The following is a 12,056-nucleotide window of genomic DNA, read 5'->3' on the forward strand; positions in this document are numbered from 1 at the left end:
CTTTTACATCAATTATGGCTACGTCTGATGCCAGCATACTTTTTAGAACACCACCGAATTTTTTTGTCTAGGGTTTGCTTTTAGTTCACGCGATAGTTATCTAAACGGGCGGAGTATTTCACTGCTCAAAAGATGGTAAGTTTGTCTATGAGAATGCCAAAGTTAGCCAATCAAAACGAACCTGTCAGTGATATATTTTCAGATGCTATAAATTACTTGATATATTGCTGTTAATAGGCTGTTTTGCTTGATTTTAATGACGCTCAGATGCCCCTAAATCAACAAATTTGTGCTAAAATAGCTTCTTTTATTTACTATCAAAAATATCATTGTTTTCGTAATATTTTCCATGCTTTATAGCATTGCTTTGCTCGTTGTTTTTATTGATGATTATCAATATCTAATGGGGATAATATGCTATCTATAAAGCCTGCAAAATTAATAGCGTGGATATGAGTGAAGGAGTATATATGAGCGAGTCAGTCAGTCCTATTGGCATCGTAGACGAATTAAAGCAATCCTATTTGGATTATGCGATGAGCGTGATTGTCTCGCGTGCGCTACCTGATGTGCGTGATGGGTTCAAGCCTGTTCACCGCCGTGTGATGTATGCCATGCATGTGCTATCTAATGACTACAATAAGCCTTACAAAAAGTCAGCACGTGTGGTCGGTGATGTCATTGGTAAGTACCATCCACATGGCGACAGCGCAGTATATGATGCGATTGTTCGTATGGCACAGGATTTTAGCTTGCGCTATCCGATGGTTGATGGCCAAGGTAACTTTGGCTCGATTGATGATGATCCTCCGGCGGCCATGCGTTATACCGAAGTACGTATGACCAAACTGACCCATCAAATGCTTGCCGATTTGGACAAGGATACGGTCGATTGGGAAGATAACTACGATGGTTCTGAGCGCATGCCAAGCGTGATGCCAGCGCGTATTCCTAACTTGTTGGTCAACGGTGCGACAGGTATTGCGGTCGGTATGGCGACTAACATGGCGCCGCATAATCTGACCGAAGTGATTAATGCGTGTTTGGCGTATGCCGAAAACCCACAAGTTTCAGCTGAAGAGCTGATGTCACATATTTCAGGACCTGATTTCCCTACAGGCGGTATTATATATGGCCGCGCGGGCATTTTAGATGCCTATCGCACGGGTAAGGGCCGTTTACATATCCGTGGTCGCTATCATATTGAAGCCATGAGTGATACGGGTGTCAATCGTGATCGTGAGCGTATCGTATTCACTGAAGTGCCGTATCAAGCTAATAAAGCCAAGTTGATTGAGCGTATTGCAGAATTGGTTCGTGATAAAAAGATCGAAGGCATTAGTGAGATTCGTGATGAGTCCGATAAAGACGGTATGCGTATCGCTATTGATTTGCGTCGCGGTGAGACTGCTGAAGTTATCGTAAATAACTTGTTTCTACAAACGCCGCTAGAGTCTAGCTTTAGTATTAATATGGTTGCGCTCGATGATGGTCAGCCAAAATTATTGACTTTGCGCCAGCTGATAGCAGCGTTTGTTCGTCATCGTCAAGAGGTTGTGACTCGCCGTACGATTTATGAGTTGAATAAAGCTCGCGTTCGTGGCCATTTGCTCGAAGGTTTAACCGTTGCTCTAGCAAACATCGATGAGATTATTGCGACGATTAAAGCCTCTGCAAACCGAGGCCTTGCACGTGAGAGCTTACTAAATAACACGTGGGGTTCAGGTAGTGTCGTTGCGATGCTCACCGCTGCTGGTAGTCAGTCAGTACGTCCTGACTATATCGAAGGCGAAGATCCTAACGCACCGTTTGGTCTCATCGAAGGTGAAGAGCGTTATCGTTTATCACTTGAGCAGGTCAATGCGATTTTAGACATGCAATTGCATCGCTTAACAGGTCTTGAGCAAGACAAGTTGACGGAAGAATATCAAGACTTATTGCGTGAAATCGCGCATTTAGAATCTATTTTGGGTGATTTTGATAAGCTAATGACGATTATCTCAAATGAGATGATTGAGATTCGTGATAATTTTGGTGATGAGCGCCGTACTGATATTATCGATTCACGTACTGATTTTAACCGTGAAGACCTCATTCCTGAACAGACGGTTGTGATGACAGTATCGCGTACCGGCTATGCCAAAACTCAGCCAATCGATGATTATGTTGCGCAAAAACGTGGTGGTAAAGGCAAGTCTGCCACCGCCATGAAAGAAGATGACGTCATTGATCATCTGATCGTGACATCGACTCATGCGACCGTACTGTGTTTCACTGATAGTGGCCGAGTCTTTAGCCTACGTGGCTTTGAAGTACCGATTGCCAGTCGCGGTGCGCGTGGTCGTCCATTGGTTAACCTTATTGGTTTAAATGGTGATGAGACTGTCACGACGATATTACCGATTCCAAAAATCGTAGAAGACGTATCGGCAATAGATGAAAGCTCACTAACGGATGATGACGATCTACTCGAGGGTAGTAACCAAGCAGAGGCGCCATTCGTATTCTTTGCGACTGCCAATGGTACCGTTAAGCGTGTTGAGCTTAAGCAGTTTGCTAATATTCGCTCGAACGGTCTTATCGCGGTTGGATTAGAAGAAGGTGATAAACTGGTCAGCGCTCGTATTACCAACGGCAGTCAAGAAGTAATGTTATTTGCGTCAAGTGGTAAAGCCATTCGTTTTAATGAAAATGATGCTCGCGCGATGGGCCGTACGGCTAAAGGCGTCCGCGGTATGCGTCTGTCTGCTGAAGAGTTTATCAAGTCATTGGTCGTTATCGAAGACGATGTACGTGAAATCTTAATTGCTTGTGAAAACGGCTTTGGTAAGCGAACCTTGATTGATGAGTTTAATACGCAAAATCGTGGTGGTGGTGGTGTGATTGCTATCAAAACCAGTGAGCGTAACGGTGCATTGGTTCGTGCGACCAAAGTTGATCCTGAAGATGATATTATCTTAATCTCTGATAAAGGTACGTTGGTTCGTACGCCAGTTGAGCACGTTGCCAGTTCTGGTCGTAATACCCAAGGTGTCACGTTGATTCGTTTATCAAAAGATGAAAAGCTGGTTGCTATGGCACGTGTTGAGAACGAAGAAGGCGACGATGAATTAATTGATGCGATGCAAGAAGATGGCACGTTTGATGTAGAAGGTCAAGAGCAGATAGATATTGATGCTGCTACTGATAATACAGTGACGGCTGATGTTGTAGGCAATACAAATAATGATGAGTTAGATGGCGAGTAAATGCCTCAGTAGTTAGCTTTTTGATCTAGTTTTATAAGATTATTCTAGTAAAAGCCTCTGACGTTCTCGTCGGAGGCTTTTTTATTCTTCTAAGTGTTATTAATTTTAAGGTCTGCTGTTATATTCTGAGCACTATAAGCCGCAACTTCTATAATTCTTTATAAATCACGCCCATAAAGCTATATTTTAAGGCTGTTGTTATGTTTGCGACCAATCAAACTTTTCAAGGAACTCTTGCATCGATATCATCGAGCTTTCTATTTGCGATAATGTTTTTGTTTGGGCTTTTTATGTTGCCTTTGACCGGTACGCAAGTCGCGTCATGGCGTATATTGATGATGCTATTAAGTCTGGTGTTATTGGTCAGTTTTACCAAGCAATGGCAACATGTCTTTGACTATATAAAGACCCTCAAGACAGTCAAAGAGTGGCTTATATTTGTGTTACCTGCACCAATTTTGGGTGGACAGATTTGGCTTTTTATGTGGGCACCAGTCAACGGTTTTGGCTTGGATGTGACGTTGGGTTATTTTCTATTACCACTCGTGATGATAGTACTCGGACGATTTTTTTATCATGAGTATATGAGTGTATTACAGTGGGTGGCAGCGCTATTTGCAGCCATGGGTATTGGTTATGATATATTGCAATACGGCTCAATATCTTGGGTGACACTGTTTGTGTGCTTGGGCTATCCACCGTATTATCTACTGCGGCGTACACTGTCCGTGCCGCCAGTAACGGGGTTGTTGTTTGATTTGACGCTGCTTACACCAGTGGTACTCACCGTGTTATATTTTAGCAATGGCTTTAGTTTGGCGATACAAGACACAAAATTTTGGTATCTATTACCATTACTTGGTGCCTTTAGCTCGCTTGCGATGTCATTGATGATGATTGCTAGTAGTAAGCTACCAGTCTCATTATTTGGTGCTCTGAGTTATGTAGAGCCGATGCTGTTATTTATATTGTCTATTACTGTGCTTAGCCAAGATCTTGAAGAAGGTGGCTCTCTGTTCATGTACGGTATGATTACGCTTGCGCTACTGGTTATGATGGTTAATAGTGCTATAGGATATATAGTACAACGTCGTGATGATCATTTACATGGATATAGCGAGCCGCAGATAGGTGGGTTTCCGCCACGGCGTCATTTTATCAATCAACGTATCGATGGTGTGCTGACAGCACACCGTTTTCGCAAGATTCGCCGCTACCAAAAAAAGCTAAATAAAATACAGGAAAAAATCGAGAAACTTGATTTAAAATAGTTAGTTAGGTGTGTTTTATTTACTCAATAAAGAAGTTTTAATATTAGATGAATGAGGGGCATTGCTTATTTATTCTGACTTTGACATAATGCCGTCTATGATGTAAGCACCATACAATCAAAGCGTTTATTTTAGATTGCGCGATTATCTTATATACAAAAGCCTCAGACATTTTCGTCTGAGGCTTTTGTTTTTTTTTAAATTGCCAAGAATGTGTACTAAGCATTAAAGGTCGCTGCTATGATAACTACTAACCAAACATCACAGGGTACAATCACTGCCGTAGCTGCAAACTTTTTGTATTCACTTTTATTCTTATTTGGCTTATTACTGCAGCCATTATCAGGTACGCAGGTTGCGTCGTGGCGCGTACTAACGATGTTTTTTAGCTTGGTGTTGCTAGTCACTTTATTAAAGCAGTGGCAGCATATTTTTGACTATCTAAAAACATTAAAAAACGCCAAAGAGTGGTTGTTATTTATACTACCCACACCGATTTTGGGTGCGCAAATTTGGATATTTATGTGGGCACCAGTCAATGGGCTGGGTCTTGAGGTAACATTAGGATATTTTTTATATCCAATGATTATGATCGTCGTTGGTCGGTTTTTTTATAACGAGAGTATGAGTCTACTACAGTGGGCTGCCATCATATGCGCAGGTTTTGGCATCGCTTACGATATCTTCGAATATGGGGCTATCTCTTGGGCGACTTTATTTGTATGTTTGGGTTACCCTCCTTACTATCTGTTGCGCCGCAAGCTAGCAGTGCCGCCCATTACTGGTCTTATTTCCGACTTGACGTTGCTACTACCAGTCGTTTTAGTCGTGTTATATATGAACGGCGGTTTTGAGTTGGCAGTATCCAATCAAAAACTTTGGTATCTTTTGCCATTATTGGGCATTATCAGCACCGCTGCGATGTCATTAACGATGGTTGCCAGCCAAAAACTGCCAGTTTCACTGTTTGGTACTTTATGCTATCTAGAGCCAATATTTTTGTTCCTGTTTTCCATCATTCTTTTAGATGGCAATATGGAAGAGGGCGGTTCGATACTGATGTACAGCATGATTTTTGTCGCATTGCTTATTATGATTGCCGATAGCGCGCTTGGTTATCTAGGGCGTAAACGTGATGATCGTTTACATGGCTACAATGAGCCACAAGTGGGGAGCTTTCCGCCGCGTCGCCGTCTAAAAAACCGCCGTATCAAAGGTGTACTCGCTGCGCATCGGTTTCGTAAAATTAAAAAGTATCAGCAAAAAATAGATAAGATGACCCGTAAAATTGAAGCATTGCATTTAAAGTAAATGTTGCTAAGGCGTATCATGATTTAGTTTGTGAGTCTTATTCTGTGTCAAAGGTGCGTGAATTACGCTATTATCAAAAGCAGTGTTGTTATGCTTAAAAGAATACAGCGCACCATACATAAAAATCATCACTCATTGACACCACTCATTGACATCATAATATTGACACTATCATTAGGACGATTTATGTTACATCTTCATCATTTAGCAAACTCGCGCTCGTTTCGTATTTTATGGTTATTAGAAGAGCTAAACGTCGACTATAAATTGACGTGCTATGAGCGTAATAAGGCCTATCGCGCGCCAGAGAGCCTCAAAAAAGTACATCCACTTGGTAATGTGCCAATACTAGAAGTGAACGATCGCGCCTTGGTTGAGTCAGGGTTTATTATTGAATATTTGATCAAACACTATGACACAGCGCAGAGATTTAAACCTACTGATGACAACGAAGACGCATGGGAAGCCTACACTTTTTGGCTGCATTTTGCGGAAGCCTCGTTGATGCCGTTGCTGGTAATGCGCTTGGTATTTACTAAAGTGGTTCAACAGTCACCAATGCTCATTAGGCCTATTAGTAAAAAAATTCAGGGTCAAGTTGAAAAGAATATGATCAGCAGCGGTCTACAAAAAATGCTGTATATGATCGAGCAACGCTTGCAAGACAATCATTGGTTTGCAGGCAGTGACTTTAGCGCGGCGGATATTCAGATGCACCTTGCGCTTGTTGGTGCTAATGCGGGCGCAGGTTTGGACAGTCGTAAATATGCCAATATTTTGAACTGGCTCAAACGTTGTGAAGAGCGTGATGCCTTCAAACGTGCAGAACAAAAGGGTGGTCGTTTGCAGTTTTAGACGAAACACATTTGCACAGTGAGAAATAACTCATTTAATAGTAAAATAAAAGGTTTTGTTTATCATAGACAAAACCTTTTTTAGGATAAAAGATGACAGATCTGAATAAATCAAATGCTTCAAATACAGATATCGATAAATCACAAACTGATAGAGCCGCTATTAATAGCCAGCAAGTCTCTATCAAATCTTGGTCGCAGAAAATTCTGGTTGTCATACTATGCGCAGCGAGCTTTTATGGTGGTTGGAAGTCTTATGAGTCCAATATGGTCAATGAGTGTACGGCCAATGGTGGACAGATGGTTGAAGCACAAAAAACCATGATGTGCCAATTATCATAACCGCCGATTGTTATATATAAGAGACGTAACGCGATGCTAAAGTTAACCTTTTTGGGCACCTCCGCTGGTGTGCCGACCAAACAGCGCAATGTAACCGCATTGGCGATTGAATGTCTGAATCCTTATTTGTCTGGATCAGCCCAAGGCAATAATCAACAGAACAATCCAAATAAAAAATCGCGTCCATGGTTATTGATAGATTGCGGTGAAGGTACGCAGCAGCAGCTATTACATACCAAGCTGTCTATGCATCAATTGGTTGCTATCTGTATCACCCATGTGCATGGCGATCACTACTACGGATTGCCAGGATTATTGGCCAGTGTAGCCATGTCAGGACGCCGTGAGCCGTTGATGCTGATCGCCCCAAAAGCAATTGCGACATTGCTTGAGGCCATTAACCTAACCACAGAATTATATCTACCCTTTGCTGTGAATTTTGTAGCGATTGAAGACGTGCTATCTGAGAAACGTGATACAAACAAAGTGAATATCCGCTTAAGCGACCAGCATCAGCTTGATATTGATATCACAGCGCTATCACATCGGGTCGCATCTCATGCATTTGGTGTCACGCAGACCATTTATCATCGTAGGCTTGATAAGGATAAACTGCTAGCACAAGGCATTCCTGCAAGCGCGCTATGGGGTAAATTGCAGCAAGGTCACGATGTCATCACCGAAGATGGTCAGCAGTTATGTGCAGCCGACTATGTCAATGACGAACTATCACGAACGCGAGTAGTGATAGCAGGAGATAACGATACGCCAGCGTGTCTCAGCGATGCACTGGTCAATACGGATTTATTGGTGCATGAAGCCACTTATACCCATGAAGTGCTCACTAAGATTCAAGGCAAAAACCCCGAGTTTGATCCGATGCATAGCAGTGCGCAATTGGTGGCTGGTCTTGTAGAAAAAAGCGGCGTAAATAATTTAATTTTGACTCACTTCAGTGCGCGTTATCAGGGTTTTGATAATCCTAATAGCAAGACGCCAAACATGGCATACATTCGTTTAGATGCTGAAAGTGTCTATCAAGGCAATCTTTGGTTAGCTGCTGATTTTGATCAATACACGGTTGATGGCGCAGTTGAACCGATAGGCAATAAAGAGTGCAGCCAAGAAGGTAGTGAAGAGAACAGCCGCGTGCAGTATATAGGTTCTGCACGCAGTGATTAGATATGGCTTAGCGCTTGCTGTCTTCAATTTTTAATTGCGTTATACCGCTCCAGTAGCGACTGAACTGGTAAGCAACCCGTCCTGAGCGACCACCACGTTCAGAAGCCCAGCGTAGTGCATCCTTTCTAATCTTGTCAGGCATTAGCTGACTTTCTAAAATGCTCTTAGCATCACTGTCCATATCAGCTGAGATTTTCTGCTGCTCCAAATTCAGATAATGCTGAATGATATGCAGATAGGTCTGCTGATCCATAGGGTGGAAAGTGAGTGATAAGCCGAATCGGTCTGACAATGATACGGTTTCATCAATGGCCTCATAAGGATTGACTTCATCCGTCTGACCGTTGTAGATATTAATATTGTCTTTCATCATTTGCGGTAGCAGGCGACGGCGATTACTGGTAGCGTAGACCAATAGTTTGTCCTGTTCTGAATCAAGCGCACCATCAAGCACACTCTTTAGCGTACGATAGCTCTCGTCTTGACTGTCAAAAGCGAGATCGTCACAGTATACGATGTAGCGGCAATGACAATCTGCTGGTAGAGCATTAATGGCAGCGCGAATCTTGTCTAATATTTGTAGATCATCGCGGGCAACCTCAATAATACGCAAGCCTTCATTATGATGGGCTTGAAGCAAGGCTCGAATCAATGATGATTTACCAGCACCGCGTGTCCCTGACATCAATACATGATTGGCAGGATAACCTTTAATAAACTGACGGGTGTTTTGAACCAGTTTCGATTTTTGCTTATCAATACCATGCAAATCATCTAAGCTCAAAAACAGGTTGACCGATAAAGGTTGTAGATGGCCAGTGCGTCCACCAACCCAGCGATAAGCAAGCTGATTCGGATCGATTTCAATCGTCGGTGTCACCTGCTCTTGTAAGTATTGACTGAGTAAGTCTAACAAAGGTGCGGGTAGGGCATAAGTAGGCTGATTAGAAGGCGCGGTTGGGATTATTGGTTGTGACATAGTGGCTCTAGTAATTAAGGTTGTCTGTAATACCATACCCAAAAATATCATTACGCAGCGAAACTTTTGGTGCCTACTGAGCGTAGTACTTGTAACCATTATTCGCGTTATTATTATTTTTGGAAATGATACGAATGGTAAGGCAGTAATCTCACTATATTATGAGAAAAAATACTATGGAAAATAGTGCCAGTAATCCGTCTATTACGCAAGCGTTGCAGGAGCAATCTCAGCAGCTATTGCCTATTATCACGCAAGCACTGGCCACACAGCATTTTAGTGAGATAGTACATCAGCGTATTGCTCAGCAAACCACAGAACAAACACAAGACATCGAAGGGATTCATTATCAAGGCTTAACGCGTGCCCAGCATTCACAGTTTGGTCAAGTCATGATTAAATGGCAGTTGATTGCTGACACTGATACTGAGATTGATGTTGATAACATGTCTTTTGATTTAACTCATGAAGCGGAAGCGCTAACCTCTGTAAACGCTGTGTCCAAAATCGAAGATAAGGCTATCGCAGCGCCACTATTGGCGCATCATTACGTAAACGTTCAAGCGCTAGAGCCGCCTCAAAAGCTGATCATCATCGTCATGCCTTATTATCCTAATGGTAGCTTGGCAAGACAGTTGAGTACTCAAAATCAGCATTCATTGACAGCGCAACATAGGCATCACTTTTTAGTACAGTCCGCACATTTGATAGCTAACCTGCATCAGGTTGGCTGGTTGCATAATGATATTAAGCCTAGCAATATTTTGCTTGAGAGGTCTGACGATGAGTTGCCAGTAGATATTATGAGTAATGGTCTGACATCTAGATTATTAATCACTGATTTTGCTTTAGCACAACATATAACGGTGGCTAATAGTCATCCAAATCTTGCTGGAACACTAGCATATTTATCACCTGAGCGTTGGCAAGGGCAGGTTGCAACAGTACAAAGCGATATCTATGCATTTGGCATCATGATGGTTGAGGTGCTAACAGGCAAGCGACCGTTTCAGGTAGCTGCTAACAGCAAGGATGCATCGAAAGCGTGGGCGATTCAGCATTGCCAGCAACCTATTCCAAAGCTGCCATCAGAATATAGTCACTATCAATGTATTGTCGATAAGGCGTTGGCGAAGCAGATAGAAAGACGGTATCAGAGTATGGAAGTTATTTTGAAGGATTTAACATCATTAGATGATAGCTAAGTTGATGTTTTTATTTTCAAAAAGCTTTTTTCAAAAAGCGACTGTTTGTAGTATTCACATATTACCCAGTCATTGTTTTTTATGTTTGAATGGATATTCAGGCTCATTTTAAGCTAAGTCGCTATAGTCAGTCCTAAATAAAAGAGGTGCAACTACGGGTTTCTTGCTTGCTATGCCTACATAGACAGAGGCGGCGCAAAATGTAACCCGTATCGCTGTATTTATTTTATAGTGGATCGACTATATAGGATAATTTGGGTAACAATACCTCATTTCATTTTACGACAATAAAGGAAGAATATCATGGCTAAAGTACTTATCATTACTGGTGATTTCGTTGAGGACTATGAAAACATGGTTCCGTTCCAAGCGCTTCTAGCAATGGGACATGAGGTTGATGCGGTATGCCCAGATAAAGCTGAAGGGGATAGTATCGCTACTTCAATACACGATTTTGAAGGGGATCAAACTTATACCGAAAAACGTGGTCATAACTTTACCCTTAATGCCTCTTTTGCCGATATTAATGTCGCAGATTACGATGCTTTGTATTTACCAGGTGGACGTGCGCCAGAATACTTGCGTTTGAACGCCAAGGTTATTGCAATGATTCAGCATTTCGCAAATACTGATAAACCAATTGCATCGGTTTGCCACGGGCCACAATTACTGACGGCTGCTGGCGTATTAAAGGGTAAGAAAGTATCTGCCTATCCTGCATGTCAGCCAGAAATAGAAATGGCTGGCGCTGAGTATATTGAGTTGCCTATGGATGGCGCTATTACAGATGGAAAGCTAGTAACGGGTCCTGCATGGCCTGCTCACCCAGCTATGCTGAAGCAGTTTGTTGCTTTGCTATAAGCTTTAATTAGGGCTTGTTGAATATTCAATAGGCCCCAGTATCGAGAGAGGATATATGTGCCAACTATTTATTAGTGCTGATGATAGCTTATGGAGCTCTAAAACCAAATCACTTCGAATTCAGGGAGTAGTTACCTCAATTCGTTTGGAAGTGTTTTTTTGGGATATATTAGAAGAGTTGGCATTTCGTGATCAAATGACGGTTAATCAACTGATCACTAAGCTATACCTTGAGTCTCTCGATGCTGATCATGATATTGGTAATTTCACCTCTTTTTTAAGGGTTTGTTGTTCTCGTTATTTGTCTTTAATAGCCGATGGCGATCTTTTTCGCGAAACAGCATTGCCTTTAGAGGAGGTCGATGCAAAAAATATCATCAAACGTGAAACCCTCCGCAAAAATCAACGTAGTGCATTATTCAATGGCATTGAGCAAAATATTTCTATTAATTGAAGTGTGTCCTTCACTTAAGCGATAGTCATTTAGAGTCAGCGAGCTACTAAATCGTTACAGCGTTAACCTTCTTAGATGTACTACTTGTACAGTCTGCATTCAGCTGCGTTGCATCGCTGTTAGAGTTCTTTGGCTATATGGTCAAATCTATATAAATCCCCCCACATCGTCAGTCTCGCTTAATCTACTACTTGTAGTACTTTCGCTCGGTTTTTTTGTATCTTAGATTAACACATGAAGTGCAATACCAAATGCAAGGTGAAAAAAAGACCTAGATGCGCTAGCATCAAAGTTTTTATCCACCGACCAAAGTGAGATTGCAACCATGAGCTATACACATCTAAGCCTA

The 12,056-nt window shown here is 42.0% G+C and carries 10 protein-coding genes; 9 read left to right on the top strand and 1 reads right to left on the bottom strand.

The features are described from left to right. Positions 1 to 470 precede the first annotated feature (470 nt). The 6 genes from gyrA to EI164_RS10885 all read left to right on the top strand — a co-directional run bounded on the left by gyrA (position 471) and on the right by EI164_RS10885 (position 8,208). Positions 471 to 3,248, top strand: coding sequence for a DNA gyrase subunit A (gyrA, locus tag EI164_RS10860; protein ID WP_192519982.1), 2,778 nt, complete (start codon positions 471 to 473; stop codon positions 3,246 to 3,248). Positions 3,249 to 3,448: 200 nt separating this feature from the next. Then, positions 3,449 to 4,519 (top strand): EamA family transporter RarD, encoded by a 1,071-nt coding sequence (gene rarD / locus EI164_RS10865; protein ID WP_192519983.1) that lies wholly within the window; start codon positions 3,449 to 3,451, stop codon positions 4,517 to 4,519. Positions 4,520 to 4,759: 240 nt separating this feature from the next. Further along, entirely contained in the window at positions 4,760 to 5,830 is a 1,071-nt protein-coding gene (rarD, locus tag EI164_RS10870; RefSeq protein ID WP_192519984.1) for an EamA family transporter RarD, read from the top strand. A 186-nt stretch (positions 5,831 to 6,016) separates the two neighbouring features. Beyond that, positions 6,017 to 6,685: a glutathione S-transferase gene (locus EI164_RS10875; RefSeq protein WP_192519985.1), complete on the top strand. Its 669-nt coding sequence runs from the start codon at positions 6,017 to 6,019 to the stop codon at positions 6,683 to 6,685. A 92-nt stretch (positions 6,686 to 6,777) separates the two neighbouring features. After that, positions 6,778 to 7,026 carry a hypothetical protein gene (locus EI164_RS10880; protein ID WP_192519986.1) on the top strand — a complete coding sequence of 83 codons (249 nt, stop codon included), beginning with the start codon at positions 6,778 to 6,780 and terminating at the stop codon, positions 7,024 to 7,026. A 33-nt stretch (positions 7,027 to 7,059) separates the two neighbouring features. After that, positions 7,060 to 8,208, top strand: coding sequence for a ribonuclease Z (locus tag EI164_RS10885; RefSeq protein ID WP_192519987.1), 1,149 nt, complete (start codon positions 7,060 to 7,062; stop codon positions 8,206 to 8,208). 7 nt (positions 8,209 to 8,215) lie between these two features. Here the strand turns inward: EI164_RS10885 and EI164_RS10890 are convergent, their stop codons facing one another. After that, positions 8,216 to 9,187 carry an ATP-binding protein gene (locus tag EI164_RS10890; protein WP_192519988.1) on the bottom strand — a complete coding sequence of 324 codons (972 nt, stop codon included), beginning with the start codon at positions 9,185 to 9,187 and terminating at the stop codon, positions 8,216 to 8,218. Positions 9,188 to 9,363: 176 nt separating this feature from the next. Here EI164_RS10890 and EI164_RS10895 point away from each other — a divergent pair, with 176 nt between their 5' ends. The 3 genes from EI164_RS10895 to EI164_RS17325 all read left to right on the top strand — a co-directional run bounded on the left by EI164_RS10895 (position 9,364) and on the right by EI164_RS17325 (position 11,707). Further along, positions 9,364 to 10,392 (top strand): serine/threonine protein kinase, encoded by a 1,029-nt coding sequence (locus EI164_RS10895; RefSeq protein WP_192519989.1) that lies wholly within the window; start codon positions 9,364 to 9,366, stop codon positions 10,390 to 10,392. A gap of 300 nt (positions 10,393 to 10,692) precedes the next feature. Beyond that, positions 10,693 to 11,253, top strand: a complete 561-nt coding sequence (locus EI164_RS10900; RefSeq protein ID WP_318779542.1) for a DJ-1/PfpI family protein — start codon at positions 10,693 to 10,695, stop codon at positions 11,251 to 11,253. 55 nt (positions 11,254 to 11,308) lie between these two features. Continuing rightward, on the top strand, positions 11,309 to 11,707 hold the full coding sequence (locus EI164_RS17325; protein WP_192519991.1) for a ribbon-helix-helix domain-containing protein: 399 nt from the start codon (positions 11,309 to 11,311) through the stop codon (positions 11,705 to 11,707). Positions 11,708 to 12,056 lie beyond the last annotated feature (349 nt).

The sequence above is a fragment of the Psychrobacter sp. FME13 genome, assembly GCF_014861395.1.
Lineage (GTDB): Bacteria > Pseudomonadota > Gammaproteobacteria > Pseudomonadales > Moraxellaceae > Psychrobacter.

Bases quoted from the DNA above. Each gene is read 5' to 3' on its own strand.
- EI164_RS10890 (WP_192519988.1), bottom strand. From the start codon at position 9,187: ATGTCACAACCAATAATCCCAACCGCGCCTTCTAATCAGCCTACTTAT.
- rarD (WP_192519983.1), top strand. From the start codon at position 3,449: ATGTTTGCGACCAATCAAACTTTTCAAGGAACTCTTGCATCGATATCA.
- EI164_RS10880 (WP_192519986.1), top strand. From the start codon at position 6,778: ATGACAGATCTGAATAAATCAAATGCTTCAAATACAGATATCGATAAA.
- EI164_RS17325 (WP_192519991.1), top strand. From the start codon at position 11,309: ATGTGCCAACTATTTATTAGTGCTGATGATAGCTTATGGAGCTCTAAA.
- rarD (WP_192519984.1), top strand. From the start codon at position 4,760: ATGATAACTACTAACCAAACATCACAGGGTACAATCACTGCCGTAGCT.
- gyrA (WP_192519982.1), top strand. From the start codon at position 471: ATGAGCGAGTCAGTCAGTCCTATTGGCATCGTAGACGAATTAAAGCAA.
- EI164_RS10885 (WP_192519987.1), top strand. From the start codon at position 7,060: ATGCTAAAGTTAACCTTTTTGGGCACCTCCGCTGGTGTGCCGACCAAA.
- EI164_RS10895 (WP_192519989.1), top strand. From the start codon at position 9,364: ATGGAAAATAGTGCCAGTAATCCGTCTATTACGCAAGCGTTGCAGGAG.
- EI164_RS10875 (WP_192519985.1), top strand. From the start codon at position 6,017: ATGTTACATCTTCATCATTTAGCAAACTCGCGCTCGTTTCGTATTTTA.